The organism is Vibrio sp. B1FIG11, from assembly GCF_905175335.1.
GTDB lineage: Bacteria > Pseudomonadota > Gammaproteobacteria > Enterobacterales > Vibrionaceae > Vibrio > Vibrio campbellii.
The window spans coordinates 1,887,502-1,902,694 of sequence record NZ_HG992752.1 but is presented as its reverse complement, the minus strand read 5'-3'; the positions used below and the strand labels follow the sequence as shown (position 1 = coordinate 1,902,694).

The 15,193-nt window shown below is 46.0% G+C and carries 13 protein-coding genes and 1 pseudogene; 7 read left to right on the top strand and 7 right to left on the bottom strand.

All coding sequences use genetic code 11. The features are described 5' to 3' along the window. Positions 1 to 4: 4 nt before the first annotated feature. Entirely contained in the window at positions 5 to 2,188 is a 2,184-nt protein-coding gene (locus KHO06_RS25155; protein ID WP_077262733.1) for an FUSC family protein, read from the bottom strand. Between the two features lie 409 nt (positions 2,189 to 2,597). Next, the gene (locus tag KHO06_RS25150; protein ID WP_162092494.1) at positions 2,598 to 3,449 is read right to left on the bottom strand and encodes a DMT family transporter; all 852 of its coding nucleotides are present in this window, start codon (positions 3,447 to 3,449) and stop codon (positions 2,598 to 2,600) included. 202 nt (positions 3,450 to 3,651) lie between these two features. On the opposite strand from KHO06_RS25150, the gene KHO06_RS25145 reads away from it, so the two are divergent. Both KHO06_RS25145 and KHO06_RS25140 read left to right on the top strand, forming a co-directional pair. Further along, complete coding sequence (locus KHO06_RS25145) at positions 3,652 to 4,530, top strand: 6-carboxytetrahydropterin synthase (RefSeq protein WP_212582815.1); 879 nt, start codon at positions 3,652 to 3,654, stop codon at positions 4,528 to 4,530. 61 nt (positions 4,531 to 4,591) lie between these two features. Continuing rightward, positions 4,592 to 5,482: an aspartoacylase gene (locus KHO06_RS25140; RefSeq protein ID WP_212582814.1), complete on the top strand. Its 891-nt coding sequence runs from the start codon at positions 4,592 to 4,594 to the stop codon at positions 5,480 to 5,482. Between the two features lie 8 nt (positions 5,483 to 5,490). Here the strand turns inward: KHO06_RS25140 and KHO06_RS25135 are convergent, their stop codons facing one another. After that, positions 5,491 to 6,408: a LysR family transcriptional regulator gene (locus KHO06_RS25135; RefSeq protein WP_212582813.1), complete on the bottom strand. Its 918-nt coding sequence runs from the start codon at positions 6,406 to 6,408 to the stop codon at positions 5,491 to 5,493. Between the two features lie 148 nt (positions 6,409 to 6,556). On the opposite strand from KHO06_RS25135, the gene KHO06_RS25130 reads away from it, so the two are divergent. Next, entirely contained in the window at positions 6,557 to 7,459 is a 903-nt protein-coding gene (locus KHO06_RS25130; RefSeq protein ID WP_212582812.1) for an alpha/beta hydrolase, read from the top strand. A gap of 36 nt (positions 7,460 to 7,495) precedes the next feature. Here the strand turns inward: KHO06_RS25130 and yidZ are convergent, their stop codons facing one another. Together yidZ and KHO06_RS25120 are read right to left on the bottom strand one after the other, a co-directional pair. After that, entirely contained in the window at positions 7,496 to 8,464 is a 969-nt protein-coding gene (gene yidZ, locus KHO06_RS25125; protein WP_212582811.1) for an HTH-type transcriptional regulator YidZ, read from the bottom strand. Further along, positions 8,439 to 9,628 (bottom strand): annotated as a pseudogene (locus tag KHO06_RS25120) (MFS transporter). Before KHO06_RS25120 ends, yidZ begins: the two are co-directional and overlap by 26 nt. A gap of 132 nt (positions 9,629 to 9,760) precedes the next feature. Here KHO06_RS25120 and KHO06_RS25115 point away from each other — a divergent pair. Beyond that, positions 9,761 to 10,231 (top strand): GNAT family N-acetyltransferase, encoded by a 471-nt coding sequence (locus KHO06_RS25115; protein WP_212582810.1) that lies wholly within the window; start codon positions 9,761 to 9,763, stop codon positions 10,229 to 10,231. 69 nt (positions 10,232 to 10,300) lie between these two features. On the opposite strand, the gene eno is transcribed toward KHO06_RS25115, so the two are convergent. Then, positions 10,301 to 11,584 carry a phosphopyruvate hydratase gene (gene eno / locus KHO06_RS25110; protein ID WP_212582809.1) on the bottom strand — a complete coding sequence of 428 codons (1,284 nt, stop codon included), beginning with the start codon at positions 11,582 to 11,584 and terminating at the stop codon, positions 10,301 to 10,303. Positions 11,585 to 11,749: 165 nt separating this feature from the next. Between eno and KHO06_RS25105 the strand changes: the two genes are divergently transcribed. Continuing rightward, a complete protein-coding gene (locus tag KHO06_RS25105) occupies positions 11,750 to 12,208 on the top strand; it encodes a GNAT family N-acetyltransferase (protein ID WP_212582808.1) in 459 nt (152 codons plus the stop codon). Positions 12,209 to 12,243: 35 nt separating this feature from the next. On the opposite strand, the gene KHO06_RS25100 is transcribed toward KHO06_RS25105, so the two are convergent. Continuing rightward, positions 12,244 to 12,756, bottom strand: coding sequence for a DUF2799 domain-containing protein (locus tag KHO06_RS25100; RefSeq protein ID WP_212582807.1), 513 nt, complete (start codon positions 12,754 to 12,756; stop codon positions 12,244 to 12,246). 253 nt (positions 12,757 to 13,009) lie between these two features. On the opposite strand from KHO06_RS25100, the gene KHO06_RS25095 reads away from it, so the two are divergent. Together KHO06_RS25095 and creC are read left to right on the top strand one after the other, a co-directional pair. Beyond that, positions 13,010 to 13,720 (top strand): response regulator, encoded by a 711-nt coding sequence (locus KHO06_RS25095; protein ID WP_212582806.1) that lies wholly within the window; start codon positions 13,010 to 13,012, stop codon positions 13,718 to 13,720. Further along, positions 13,720 to 15,162: a two-component system sensor histidine kinase CreC gene (gene creC, locus KHO06_RS25090; RefSeq protein WP_212583439.1), complete on the top strand. Its 1,443-nt coding sequence runs from the start codon at positions 13,720 to 13,722 to the stop codon at positions 15,160 to 15,162. Before KHO06_RS25095 ends, creC begins: the two co-directional genes overlap by 1 nt. The last annotated feature ends 31 nt before the right edge of the window (positions 15,163 to 15,193 follow it).

Here is a 15,193-nt window from a genome sequence, read left to right as displayed (position 1 = left end):
ACCTTTAAAACCGCTTCTGACGTAAGTTCACCCAATCGATATCCTCGTAGGTTTGCTTGCATTGATTTATCGCTTCGAACACGTTCCGTTTTAAATTCAGCAAGATATAAAAACCAGCTATCTCTGAATAAGCGTAGTCAGATAAATCCAACTCACTAAAGAAATCTTCCAGTTTATTTTCAAAGGATTGGTAATCCTGGCTGTATTTTTCGAACACAGAATCGAGTTCGTCGGTCGCCTGATGGCTTGCGAGTGCGCCTGCCATCAGAGGTAATATGGAATCGGTATGTTTGCTACGTAACTGTTTGATAAGTGGGTTACTTAATAGCTTTTGCTCGGCGGCAATCAAGATGTTTACGTGGTTGCTTAAGGCGTCACAAGACTTGCTGAATGCACCAATTGCTTCTGGCGGTGTCTTGTCGAACAGCTTGTGGTTGATCTTCGACCCCCACACTTTGAGCTTTTTAGAGGAAACGTTCAGCGTCACCAAGTGCAGTGAGCGTTTCATCTTATTAAATGTGGATTCAGACTGTTCATGGTAGCTGGTAAATAGGTCGCCAACGTGCCTGAAATAGCGCTCTTTCAGTGTTAAGAACAAGTGTTCTGGACGAGAACTGAAAGGGAAGTAGTGCGCGAAGATGATCATGAACACCACCATGTAGAACAAAGTCATGATCGTCATCAGAATACCAAAGTGATAGGTCATGTTGTTGTCCAGACCGAGGACAAACAAGCCAATCATGTAGAAGATGGTCACTGGCCCTTTAAACAGGTAGAAACCGATAAAGGTGTAGATGAAGATGAACAAGCCGAGTTCGCCTCCGAGTTCCAATCCCGGCAGTATGAAGACGTATGAAGGCACCGCAAACAAGAAGCCAAACGTAAACAAGATCAGCAACATAAATGGGTGAACCGGAACAAACGACAGCAGTGACATGAAGATGGTGGAGAAGGTAACAAACGAGTAGCCACCGGGTGGATTGAAGTAAATCCAAATCAATCCTGCTACCCAATAGGTGGTGAAGGTTTTTACTGCGGTTTTGAAGTTCTCTGCATCCCACCAAAGGAACTTACTCTTCTGCTTCGGCAGATCTTGTTTGAACGAGACATTATTGGTGACCGAATCAATACAGCTGATGCTCTCCGCAAGGCGAGATAAGCTCTGATGCATTAGCTTGAGTAAGTGACCCAGTGTCAGGGCAGAGCCTTTGACTAGATGGGGAGCGTCTGACAAAGCTTGTTGGTTGTAATCAACCTTAAATTCCTGAGCACGGTAAGCTGGCCCTTCGTTGTCCCACATTTCTTGGCAGGTTTTGAATAGCGCTTGAATTTCTTCGATGGCTTGATCGAAGTTATTGATGCAGCCTCGGTCTTGCTGGTGGCTAAAGTGGCTGTGTGCTGCCACGCTGAGTTCTTGGGTAATTTGCTTGTTGAAGTGAACAGCGAGTTGCCATTCTTTCATGTAGGCCGACACGTCACTGCACTCGACACTTACGGCTGCGAAGCGTTGCTCTAACGCGTTTTGTGCGGCGAATACTTTGTCTAATAGGTCTTCTATGGTGGGTTGAGGCTCTTCATCCTCCTCTTCAGTATCTTGTTTACCTGAAGCTGGGACTAACCCTTGTTGCTGAGCTTGCCTCTCTTCGAAGTTCTGTAAGATTGCCGCGAACAGCGCTTGCTGAGCTTGGTTGAGCTGTTCAATTAGCTGACGAAGATTTTGTTCTGTCTTCGTCGGCCATAAGAAAGTACCCACCAAAGTGTAAAGCACTACGCCAAAGATGGTCATGTAAGCGCGGTCAACCCCATACATGAAGGCACCTTCTGCATCGCCACCGTTTGACATCATCAAGGTCATCACACCGGTTAGCGCCAGCAAGGTTGGGTCTTTTTGATAGGCGTTACGGAAATAAAAGATAAAGGACACGACCACAGAAACGCTGAGCATGTACATAATGCGGTCTTGAGCGAACATGCCCACGAGCAATAAACCAATAACAGCCCCAACCAGGGTGCCAAGCACACGCAAAGTACCTTTAGCTAAAGACTCACGTCGGCTGCCTGTTGAAGCGATCAGCATAACAGTGGTCGCCGCCGTAGACGCTTGTGGCCAACCCATTGAAAACGGGATAAGATAAGCCAGAGTCAGGCTAAGCGCTACTTTTGTGGCGAATTTGCTTTTATCGTTCATAGTGTCACAGTTAGCTCAGGCTTATGGTTATAAGTCGATGAATTTATTCAATCAATAATCAGAATTTCGTTCTGAATAAATCGCGGAGGCGGAATATAGCGATTGAAAAGAAGTGGTTTGTAAATCCTTTGTCAAAACCAAATGAGGTAAAAGTGCCCAAATCACCGTTCACTCCCCACCGCTTATGGCATGAGGGAAAAATGAGCAAGAAAACGTTTAACTAGAAAATCTCATTACTGATACATATTTGCAGGAATTACCACACCAAATTTCAAATCAATATAAGTCGCCAGCGTCTTAGGTATTGAACACTTCCAACATTTTGTGAAAACAAATACCTAATAAAAGCATAGATGATGCTCTTGAAGTTTAGAGGAAAGTTTCGATTTTTTATTGGCTTGTCTGAGTGTTAAGCACTTTTTTGAGAGCGAGATAAAAATACCAAACTGATACCGCCAAGAATGACTGAGCTGGTAGTGATGGAATGTACAGTCAGCACTTCACCCAACAGAAAGCTTCCTAGCACTAAAGCAATAACTGGCACGGAAAGTTGGCTTACCGCCGCTTGCAATAATGTTAGTTTCTTCATCACTTGATACCAAAGCACGTAACCGCAACCAGAAGCGATGGCTCCTGATGCCACTGCTAACAGTATGCCTTTCGGCGTAAATTGCATCGTTCCAAGTAAGAAAGGTGAGAGCAAAAGCCCTAAGATAGAAGCAGTAATGAATCCCCAAGTAATGCCGCTGGTTGGTGTTGGCGCTTGCTTACCTAAGGCGGTAAACCCTGCCCAACAGATACCAGAAACCACCATTAATAGGGCAGACCAAACATCTGGGCGTGTTGCAGATGGCAACATTAGCCACGCAAACCCAATCAAAGAAACGGCAATACCGATCACTTCGAGGGGTTTAAAGCGCTCTCCTTGCCACCAGTAAATCACGAGTAGAGTCAGTTGTACGGCACCAAAAAGTAGCAGTGCGCCCGTTCCGGCTGCTAGTTTTACATAAGCAAAAGAGAACAGTGCAGCATAGCCAAATAAGGTCATCCCAGCGAATAAACTGAATCGACGAGAAGGGATCTGGCTGCGCCAGTTTCCGCGCAGAAGTATGATGACCATTAAAGTGACTGCGCCAGAGAACAAACGGATAAGAGTGAAACTGCCCGCGTCAATCAAATCGGCTGCCAGTGCCAAACGGCAGAGCAACGAGTTAGCAGCAAACGCCAACATAGCAATTGCGGTCAGTAAAAATGTCGACATTCCTTATCCTCACGTTCGGTCAGAGCTGCAGTGTAGCGTTAAACAGAAAGCGTTAATTAGTTGATAAAGCGATTAGTTATAGCTGAAAACATAGTGCAGCATTGAGTCAAAAAGTCATCATTTTGCGAAATTGAGTAACAACGGCAAGTGTTATAGTATAACAATTTGATTTTAATGCTCGATATAGAATGAGGAATTCAGATTGAATCTATTTGTTAACGATCTCACGGTTATTGATGCTTCATACCTGTGTCAAACACGAGGCATGGTGGGTGAGAGTTGGATTCTGGACGTAGTAATGCATGGTGATCTCAATGAGATGAGCATGGTGCTGGATTTCTCTAAAGTGAAAAAACAAATCAAGCAATTGGTGGATCAATATGTTGATCACCGTTTGCTTATACCCGTAAAGAACGAGGCGGTGGAGATTACCAATGCCAAAGTGGGCTATTCTCAAGTCGATCTCATGCGCGGAGAAAAGAGTATTCACCTGAATTGCCCAGATGAAGCGTTTTGTTTTGTGAACGCGGAAGACATCTCAATAGAGAGCGTAACGCAACACATCCACGACATCCTGCAAGGTCATCTGCCAAGTAATGTCGCATCGATTGATCTGACCTTGCGTCATGAAAAATTTGATGGTGCGTATTATCACTACACCCACGGTTTGAAAAAACACGACGGTAACTGCCAGCGCATTGCGCACGGGCATCGTTCACCGATCCACATTCTGGTTGATGGTCAGCGAGATACCGCTCGTGAGCACGCTTTTGCACAGCGTTGGCAAGATATCTACCTCGCATCCATCGAAGACCTAGTCGAGATTGGCCACCTGGAGCTAAGCGAACATGCAAGCCTCATCAACTGTGACACGCATTTTGGCTTCCGATACACCACTTCACAAGGTGACTTCCAACTTGCTATCGCGCACAGCGAAACCGAGGTATTGAACACCGATACGACGGTAGAGTTGTTGGCTGTGTTTATCGCCAATGAAATCGCTCCTTCATTGGATGAAGGACAGTCGTTACAAATCATTGCTTATGAAGGCGTAGGGAAAGGAGCAATGGCGTTTCGCTAAGAAGGCGCCGCCGAATCTCAATCTAGACTCACTTTTACTCAATATTTGGAATATCACTTTTATGGACAAACTTAATCGTGTTCTGCTCGTAGCAGGTACGCATGGTAATGAGCTTTCTGGCATTTATCTTCAAAAGCTCATCAAAGATCGTCTTTACGATGCTGAACGCTCAACGTTCAGCACTCACTGTGTGCTTGGCAACCCGGAAGCGGTAAAGCAAAACGTTCGTTATGTTGAGACGGATTTAAACCGCGAGTTTGCGCTTGCGAATTCATCAGCCTCTTCTCATGGTGAAGGCGGGAGCCTGCAAGAGACAGAATTGGCAAAGCAATTTACCCAAACTCATGCCGCTGAAGAAAAGCAACTTATTGTCGACCTACATAACACCACCAGTAACATGGGCGCGACCTTGATTTTGGTTTCTAACGACGTGTTCTATCGCAAGATGGGGGCTTATGTGAAGCAACGCATGCCAGAAGCCAACATCTTGTTTGAAGACAGAAAAGCGTGGGATGACCAACCTTACTTGTGCACCACAGGGCAGCATGGCGTGATGATCGAAGTTGGAGCTCAAGCGCATGGCTCACTGAAGTACGACACTCTAGAGTTAATGAAGAAGATGCTGACCATGGTATTGGATTACTTTGAGCAGCATAACCTTGGTCAAGTTGGTGAGTTGAACGACTACGACGCGTATTTTTACACCGAAGAAGTGATGATCCCTGTCGACCACGATGGTATGCGTGCCGCGATAGTGCACCCTATGATCTGTGGACGAGATTTCGAAGTGGTGAAACCCGGAGAGCCCTTGCTTGCGACTTTCTTTGGTTACGACATTTTTTGGGAAGGCAAACAGGATATCTATCCGCATTTCATTAACGAGAGTGCGTACAGCAAAGCCAATATCGCTATGGCACTTGCTGAGAAAAAATGCGTTCGTACGAGTGATTGAAACCGAGCTTAGCTTGAATGTTCGCCCTCAATTCTGAACTGTTTATAGTGCTCTTCGAATCGTTCGCTTATCCAGTCCATAAGCATTTTGACTCTTGGTAGTTGATATTTGACTGGCGGACAGACGAGCGAAAGTAAGGTTTTTTCTGACCATTCAGGGAGTACTTCGATAAGTCTCCCTGATGCCAAATCAGCATGGCAGTACACATCGGTTAGTCGCGTTACCCCTAGTCCAGAAACCGCCGCATGCCGCATGGTTCTGCCAGTTGCCGCTTTAATGCCTTGCCCTACGTTGATGATGCGCTGCTCATTGTGATTCTTCATGATCCAATGTTCCACACTGCCATGAATCAAAGGTAAGGCTTTAAGATCTTCTGGCACGAGGGGGGGCGGGTGTCGTTCAAGAAAATCTGGGCTTGCGACATAGTGCGTGCGAAGTGTGGTGAGTCGGCGCGCGATGAGAGTGGAGTCTGGCATTTCACCAACTCGGAGGACTAAGTCGTAGCTATCTTCAATAAGATCAACGCGATGTTTTGAGAAATCGAGCTCTACTTCTACGTTCGGGTAGGCGGATTGAAAACTCATTACCAATGGTGCAATGAGCTCTTCGCCAATCGGACCTCCGACAGAATTCATGTGGATCCGACCCTTAATTTCGCTGGTGGTTTGCTGTGCCCACTCTGCGGCGGCATCCAGTTGTAGCATTGCTTCTTTGCACTTGCGAAAGTAACCATCGCCAATTTCAGTAAGGCGAAGCTGACGTGTGGTTCTATAAAGCAATTGAACACCTAGCGAGGACTCTAATTCACTCACGAGCTGACTCACGTTTGCCTTTGATGCGCCCATCGCTTCGGCTGCGGAGGTAAAGCTTCCACATTCCGCCACATAAATAAACGCTCGAATACCTCGCCAAGATAGATTGTTCATGTAAACCTAACAGTGTTTTCATAATGCCTATATATATCCGAATAATAGCGCTCCTTATACTGGTTTTAAAGAGAGGAGCAGAGTCCAAATGTTTGTGAATGCTCGTCTCTATTGTCTAAAAAACCGTTAACCATAGAGAGTGAATCGAGTGACAGTAACAAGATATGAGGCTTCATTTTTCAGCAATGGCAACCGACTTGCAGCGGAAATTCATCGTCCATCCGTAGTGGAGAATCCTTTACCCGCGGTTTTGATTGCAGCGCCACAGGCGGGTGTGAAAGAGCAGACGGTAAGAATCTACGCCGAGAAAATTGCGGCCAAGGGATTTGTGGTATTAACGTTTGATCATGCCAGTTTTGGCGCGAGTGAAGGTGCACCAAGATTTCATGAGAATCCATACAATAAAGCGGAAGATTGCCGCAATGGGGTCACTTATTTACGTTCTTTAACGTATGTGAACAACGAGCAAATCCATGGGTTAGGTGTTTGTTCTGGCGGCGGGTATTTAGCTCATGCCGTTGCGACAGATAGACGCGTAAAATCACTTGCGACCGTGAGTGCTTACTTTGACCACCGAGGTTTTTATCATAGCGTGATTGGTCGAGAGGGGTTGTTAGATATACTGCTTAAAGGTAATGAAGCGAGAGAACGTTATCTTGCTACTGGGCAGATTGATTTTCTGCCTCATGCACCAACTGAAGACAGTGAGGGAATGCCGCGTCTGTTTAGAGAGTTCTACCAGTACTACATGACAGAGCGCGGAGCAAAAGGCTTATACGAAAGCAAGTTTTTGCCTTGGTCTTATGAGACGTTGGCTAACTTTTCTGCGTTGGATATTGCTGCAAACCTGACACCGACACCACTGCTGATGATTGTCGGTACAGAAGCGGATTCCGCATACGAAAGTGAGCAAATGTTTGATGCGGCTTCGCAGCCTAAACAATTGATTAGAATTGAAGGTGCGAATCACATTGGGCTCTATGACGAAGACGAATACGTTGATCAAGCTGTTGAGCAGATCATCGAGTTTTTTAGCTCATCACACCATTAGAAGAAAAAAGGGGCGAGAATATCGCCCCTTTTGCTATTAATCGATGTCACAGGAACAACCATAAAGTGACTTAATGGTATTTCGTAACCACACCAGCTTTGGGTTGTAAGCATTACGTTTGTGCCAAATCATGGTGAATGGGATCAGCAGTTTATCTTGTTGAGTTTGTTCCAATGGAATGGGTAAGCACACCAAATCTGGATGTAGCTTCTTGGTGTAACTCTCGCAGTACTGCGGCGCTGTGGTCAGCATATTGTGGTGTGGTTGCGCGGCCATAAACAGAGACTGCTCGAAGCTCGACATGGTTAAGCCAATAGAGCGCTGTAGGCCAAGTTCACTCAACACTTCATCCAGTGCCCACGTTTCACTCTTTTCCCAAACAATGTTGATGTGTTGATAGCTCAAAAAGGTCTCAAGATTCCATTCCTGCTCCAAAGCAGGGTGATTCTTGTGCAAGTAGACCATAGGTAGGTCTGAGAACAGCACTTCAAAATCAAGGAAGTAAGGGAGCAGGTCGAGTGACTCTTTCGAGCGAGGATGGCTCTCTCTTCCGGTAAAGCCGATATCAGCCTCTCCACGCACAATCGCATCGAGTGAATCGTAATCCCAGTTACTGGTTTTGACTTTGGCGTCTGGGTAACGCTGGTGGATTGCAACAAGAAGATCATCAAGAATCGTCAGCACTAACGGGGATTCAATGGTCAGATCAAAGCGCACGCCTTTTGGTGCGATATCGCTGCGCTTCTCAACAATTTGGCTGCCAATTTGTAGCCATTCCGCCAGATCTTGCTCCATGCTTTGCGCTAATGGAGTGGGTGCTAATCCCTTTGGTGTTTTGACGAACAGAGGATCATCAAACCAGTCACGAAGCTTATTAAGCGATTTACTCACCGTTGACGGCGTGACGTTTAATTTCTTCGACGCTTTAGAAACACTCTGCTCTTGCAGCAGCAATTGCAGAGTGAACAACAAGTTGAGATCAAGACGGGCTAGAGATTTCTTCATAGTGGCTTTCATAAGCATGCTTAGGAGTAAATAGTATTAGAGCCAGGCTGATTGCGCCACCTGTAGCTAACACAAACACCAACATATTCAGCGCATTAACGCCGATAAAACCCATAAACCAGATGTAGAGGGCAGAGCAACATACTTGAGCGATGCCCAGCAGTGAGCTTGCTAAACCAGCACGCAGAGAGAAAGGGTTGAGCGCTTGACTCATGGCCACGCCAAAGCCAATCGAGAAGCCAGCGCAAATTAGCCCAAATCCGAATAAGTAAAATGGGATCCCCATTGGTTTAGATGTGCAAAACCAATCACCATCGCAGCACTGACAAGCAAGGTTTGCGAAATCAGCATCAGAGTACGTTGCTTAAAGTAAGACAAAGCCAATGGCGCAGAGAAAGAAGTGATCATACTGACTAATGCCGTGCCTGCCATGATCGAAGAGTAGCCACCACGATCAAAACCAAGTTCGCCCATCACCAGCATTGGAGAGACATTCACGTAGGTAAGAATGGTGGTCACGCCAATAGCAGTAATGATGAGTCGGCTGATAAAAAAGCGTTCACAGAAGGTTTCTTGGTTAGAAGCTGAAGCGGTGTTTTGTTGTGGGATGACGCTAGGTTTTGATTCTTTCAGCACCAAGACTGAAAGCAAACAAACCACCACACCCATGCCTGCCATAGTGGTAAACAGACTTTGCCAAGGGAATTTAAGCATGATCAAGTGCCCAATCACTGGCGCGATGACCGGAATGATGCAGGTAATGCCGTTGAGCATAGATAGCACTTTAGCGCGGCGTTTGTCATCCAACGTGTCTCGTAGAATGGCAAAAGCAACCACATAGCAAGAGCCTGCTCCAATACCCTGGGCAAAACGTGCGATTAAAAATGCAGTGGATTGCTCAGCCATGCTACCAAGCAGTGATGCCGCAATGAAGATCGCAGCGCCAGCCATAGCCACGGGTTTGCGGCCAATGGAATCGGCGATCTTGCCTGCAAATAGCATAGTGGCTGCCATTCCCGCGAGATAGATAGAGAACGCGATATGTAATTGTGACTCGTTGGCGTGTAAATCGGCTGCAATTTGTGGCAAACCTACAAGGTAAAGATCAATCGCGGTAGGATAGAGTAATACAAGGGAAAAACTACAAAGCAGAAAACGGAACATAATAACCTCACTGACAATTGGCGAGGATAATAAAATGTGAAACGTTTGCCTGCGAGTGGGAATTACGACCGTAGGTATTTCCATTTACGACATACCCTGTATGAATCGAATGTAAATTAAACAAGGATGACCATGATTACTGTTGAAAAGTATACGCCATGTCGACACGCCCAAACCATTGAGCTGCAAGTCTTAGAAGATCAAGCTCAGTTTACGGTTGAGAATATTGGTAAGCGGTTGGAAAGTCTTAAACCGACAGAGCTGCCTCATTTGATCCTTGAAGATGCTCGTGTGGTCGGGTTCTTTTTATTTGATGCTGCGTACAGTGAAGATTATGACTTTTGCCCTCAAAGAAGTTTAGGTGTTCGCTCATTACTGGTGGATCATCGCCATCAAGGCAAAGGTATTGCGAAGCAAGCAATCGGACTGTTTGGGGATTTTGTTAAGTTGCATTATCCAACGTTTGAATTTCTCTACCTAACGGTTAATTGTCGAAACGTCCCCGCCTATCAGTGTTACCTCAAAGCTGGTTTTGAAGATACTAACGAGCTGTATCATGGGGGGCCAGTTGGCCCCCAACACATCATGCGACAAGCCTTGTAATTATTTTTCCAGATACTAAAAAGCCGCCAGTTCCACACTGTGCGGCTTTGCTTTAGGCATATTGTTGGATTAGCGAATGAAGGCTTTGCGGCCAGCAAACATCGCCATTGAGCCTAACTCGTCTTCAATGCGCATGAGCTGGTTGTATTTTTCGACACGTTCACCACGGCATGGTGCGCCTGTTTTGAGGTGACCTGTGCGAAGAGCAACGGTCATATCAGCAATGAAGCTGTCTGTGGTTTCGCCCGAGCGGTGAGATACAAACGCGCCCCATGCAGCGTGGTGACACATTTGAATCGCTTCAATGGTTTCGGTTAAAGAGCCAATCTGATTCAGTTTGATCAATGCTGAGTTGGCTGCATTCATCTCAATCGCTTTCTGTATGTACTTGGTATTAGTAACGAGAAGATCGTCACCGACGATTTCGATCTTACCGCCAAGCTTCTCATTTAGTAGTGGCCAGTTGTCCCAATCGTCTTCTGCCAAGCCATCTTCAAGAAGGACGACCGGAAAATCTTCAACCAATTTCTCGTAGTATTCAATCATCTCTGTGGAGGTCAGTTCACGGTTCTCTGAGCGCAACATGTATTTACCATTCTCATAGAATTCACTAGAGGCTGGGTCCATACAGATACCGACATCGACACCTGGTTTCAGTCCAGCTCTCTCGATGCCTTTGACAATCAGCTCCAATGGCTCGCGGTTTGATTTCACTGCAGGAGCAAAGCCACCTTCATCACCGACACCAACAGAGTAATCTGACTCAAGCAGAACCTGACGTAGGGCATGATAGACTTCGCTGCCCCATTGCACAGCTTGTCTGAAGTTTTTAGCTCCATATGGCGCGATCATGTATTCCTGAAAATCCGGGCCTTGCCAGCGAGCATGTACACCACCGTTGAGGATGTTCATGCAAGGCACGGGTAGAAGGTTAGCGCCTACACCACCGAGATACTGGTAGAGTGGAATGTCTGCTGTCATCGCGGATGCGCGAGCTACGGCCAAAGAAACCCCAAGAATGCCGTTTGCGCCCAGACGAGACTTATTTTCGGTGCCGTCTAACTCGATCATAATGCGATCAATCAGTGCTTGATCTCGAGAGTCTAAACCAACAATAGCCTCAAGCACTTCAGTGTTGATCAGTTGAACGGCATTAAGTACACCTTTGCCACCAAAGCGGGCATCGTCACCATCACGTAACTCAACGGCCTCTCGTGAACCTGTACTTGCACCAGACGGAACAGAAGCTCTCGCGGTAATACCGCAACCTAGTGTTACTTCTACTTCAACTGTAGGATTTCCGCGTGAATCCAAAATCTCGCGCGCCAGAATATCCTCAATCAAGAAATCCATATTTTGTCCTTAATGATCATTTAGATGGAGAAACGATTTTAGAGTGTAGACTCCGATTTATAATGTGGGCGGCTTTTGATAGCTTTGATGTTCAAGGATGTTGTTTATGTGGCTGTTTTCACATAAATTTCATAAAGATTTACCCCTCGTCATCAAGGAAGACATGTGAAAATTGAAGTCGATAATTTAGAAAGAGCAGAGGTCATTGCGCTGCTAGAAGAGCATTTGCAAGATATGTATGCCACGTCGCCACCAGAGAGCGTACATGCGCTAGATTTGGATAAACTGAAAGCGCCAGAAGTGACATTTTGGACTGGATGGAAAGAGGAACAGCTACTTGGTTGTGCTGCGATTAAGGAATTGGACGAGCAACACGCAGAGCTGAAATCAATGCGCACTACGCCATCGGCAAGAGGCCAAGGTGTGGCGTCTCAATTATTGATTCATGTGATTGAGCAAGCGAAGCAAAAAGGGCTACGACGATTAAGTCTGGAAACGGGGTCGATGGAATTTTTTGAGCCTGCCCGTCTGCTGTATGAGAAACATGGCTTTGTCTACTGCGAGCCTTTCGGGGATTACGAACTCGATCCGAACAGCCAATTTATGACCCTAGAGCTGAGCTAGGGCCATGGATTTTTAGCAAACTAAATGCAGCGGTTTTAGAAGTTCAAATTGAAATTAATGGTTGGTGTGAGCAGTTGTGAGCGCTCATCTGCTAGCCTTTTTCTCTTTTCTTTTAATCGCTTAGCATTTTCTTTATCAGGATTGTTGTCTAGCTGATTGTCGATAACCGAGATTTCGGTATCGATTTTTTGGATACGCTGTTGGCGTTGATATTCCTGACGACCTAATTGGTAATTTTCAAGAAATTGCTTGTTGCTGCATACGCCATAATATTCTCTGCCCTCACTTCCCACGGTGTAACCGTTGTCTGGAGAGCAATAGATGATAGTGCCTTTATCGAAGCCTTCTTTCCACTGAGCGCGATTTGGAGTCACCCCGGCCTCGTTACAATCTTCGGTATAACTATTAATAATGCTTGGCGCGTTGCCGTTTAAGCCATTTTGGTAGCCGACGTTGTACCAGTCCGCGGTTTTACATTCTTCGGGAGACATGCTGGCACAGCCAGAGAGCAAAGTGATTAACGTTAAGGGGAGTAGTGCTCTTTTCATCCGTTATTGTCCTTTAAACTGATTCCAGCCAAAGAGTGTAAAATGAACACTGTTCATATCAATGGGTGAAATCATTGTATTCGCAAATGTAGTGAGTCATCAGTGCGGGTGATAAGTTCCATTATTTGAATGAATTTTGTTTTATTAATATCTCTCGCGGATTTTGCCATTGCTGTATCAATCCGATAGCCTTTGCATCAAAGTAAGGGATAACCCCAACACAAAAATAAATATCGTCAACGAGGTTAAGACAATGAGCGACCAATCAACCGTCGTTATTATTGAGGATGAATCTGCCATTGCAGAAAACCTCATTCATGTATTAGAGATGGATGGCTATCATGCAGTGTGGTTTGCAACGGCTGGCGAGGGTTTAGCCTTTTTGCAGCAAAACCCAGCAGCGTTACTTGTGTTGGATGTTGGTTTACCTGACGGTAACGGCTTTGAGCTTTGCAAAACCATCCGTGAGTTTTCTGATATTCCCATTATCTTTCTCACCGCAAGAAGTGATGAAATTGACCGTGTAGTGGGCTTAGAGATTGGTGCGGATGATTACGTGACTAAGCCTTTTAGTCCGCGCGAAATGTTGGCTCGCATTAAACTTAGAATCAAAGCCAAAGCGCCGATGATGGAGCACAAACCGGAGTCTGTGGCTGTTCCAGAACAACCTCAATTGAACCATGATTTGGTTGCGCAAAACTTCGACTATGGTATTGGCGGGCAAATGCTTGGGTTAACTGCGGTGGAGTTCAAGATCCTCAATAAACTGATTTCTGTCTCTTCCAATGTATTGAGTCGAGAGCAGCTTATGATCGCTGCTGATATGGCGCCAGAGGCTGCATATGAGCGTAATATCGATACCCATATCAAAGCGATTCGCCACAAGTTGAAGCCGTTTGAGATGTCTGAACGCATCTGTACCAAGCGTGGCTTTGGTTACTTTTATTGCATTAAAGGTGAATGATGAATCGCTGGCCGAAGATCCCACTTGGACTCAGACTGTTTTTTCTCTACTTCCTCTTAGTCGGAATGACGGCTTACATGGTGAGCAAAACTGTCGTCCAAGAACTCAAGCCAACTGTGCGTCAAACCACCGAAGAGACGCTGGTGGATATGGCGAACTTACTCGCGGTATTGGCTGAAGAAGACGTCGCGAACGACAAGTTATCTGAGAGTCGCTTTTCCAAACTGCTAGCGGCTTATGGGCAGCGAGAACCTCAAGCGCGCATTTGGGAAATCGGCAAAAAAGCGATTAACCATCGAATTTACATAACCGATAAACAAGGCATTGTGATTGCAGATTCTTGGCAGCAAGATGTAGGCAAAGACTACTCGCAATGGAATGATGTGTATCTCACGTTGCGTGGTCAATACGGCGCGCGCAGTACCATTGAAGACCCGAAAGATCCACTCTCAACCGTTATGCACGTTGCTGCGCCCATTTACCACAAAGGCGAAATCATTGGCAGCGTAACGGTGGCAAAATCCAATCGCTCAGTACAACCTTTCATCGATCTTTCTAAACGCAATGTGTTGTTTTGGATGGTGTGGATGAGTGGCTTAGTGCTACTGGCAGGGGCATTGTTTGCTTGGCGAATTCACTCGGCACTGAACAAGCTAGAAGACTACGCGACCAAAATGGGTGAGGGCGAAAAGGTCTCTAAGCCGACATTTCGTATCTTCTATGAGTACGGCACGCTAAGCGACGCATTGGAGAAAATGCGCAACCAACTCGACGGCAAACAATATGTGGAAGAGTACGTACAGACGCTGACTCATGAGCTGAAAAGTCCGTTATCAGCGATTAAAGGCGCGAGTGAAATATTGCAAATGCCGTTGCCTGAAGAAAAGGTCACGCGCTTTGCTGGCAACATTGAGCGAGAAAGCGACCGCATGCAGTCATTGATTGATAAGTTGCTCGAACTGGCTCGTCTTGAAAAGCGCCCCGAGTTAGAACAAGTCGACGCTATTTCGCTAAAACAAATGGTGAATGAAGTGGTTGAATCGGCGGATGCGCGCTTGAGTGCAAAATCGGTGACTGCCAACATCCAAATTGATGACCATCTCTCCATACTTGGTGATGCCTTCTTACTGAAACAAGCCGTTTTTAACTTGATGGACAACGCGCTGGATTTTGTCCACTCTGAGGGATGCATTGAATGGAAAGCGGAGGTTACGAAAGAGAAAGTGTGCCTGTCGATTGTCAACTCAGGTCCTCACATTCCCGACTACGCGATGTCGCGTTTGACGGAACGCTTCTACTCCCTCGCTCGGGAAAATGGCGTTAAGAGCACTGGGCTCGGGCTGAATTTTGTTGAGCAAGTGATCAAGCTGCACAAAGGTAAGTTGCAAGTAGAAAACGTCGATTCTGGCGTGAAAGTGACCTTGATTTTACCAACTCCATAGAAACTCCATATTAGCTCCATTCGTTCTCCAA

Bases quoted from the DNA above. Each gene is read 5' to 3' on its own strand.
- eno (WP_212582809.1), bottom strand. From the start codon at position 11,584: ATGGATTTCTTGATTGAGGATATTCTGGCGCGCGAGATTTTGGATTCA.
- KHO06_RS25100 (WP_212582807.1), bottom strand. From the start codon at position 12,756: ATGAAAAGAGCACTACTCCCCTTAACGTTAATCACTTTGCTCTCTGGC.
- KHO06_RS25150 (WP_162092494.1), bottom strand. From the start codon at position 3,449: ATGTCGACATTTTTACTGACCGCAATTGCTATGTTGGCGTTTGCTGCT.
- KHO06_RS25115 (WP_212582810.1), top strand. From the start codon at position 9,761: ATGATTACTGTTGAAAAGTATACGCCATGTCGACACGCCCAAACCATT.
- creC (WP_212583439.1), top strand. From the start codon at position 13,720: ATGAATCGCTGGCCGAAGATCCCACTTGGACTCAGACTGTTTTTTCTC.
- KHO06_RS25095 (WP_212582806.1), top strand. From the start codon at position 13,010: ATGAGCGACCAATCAACCGTCGTTATTATTGAGGATGAATCTGCCATT.
- KHO06_RS25135 (WP_212582813.1), bottom strand. From the start codon at position 6,408: ATGAACAATCTATCTTGGCGAGGTATTCGAGCGTTTATTTATGTGGCG.
- KHO06_RS25140 (WP_212582814.1), top strand. From the start codon at position 4,592: ATGGACAAACTTAATCGTGTTCTGCTCGTAGCAGGTACGCATGGTAAT.
- KHO06_RS25155 (WP_077262733.1), bottom strand. From the start codon at position 2,188: ATGAACGATAAAAGCAAATTCGCCACAAAAGTAGCGCTTAGCCTGACT.
- yidZ (WP_212582811.1), bottom strand. From the start codon at position 8,464: ATGAAGAAATCTCTAGCCCGTCTTGATCTCAACTTGTTGTTCACTCTG.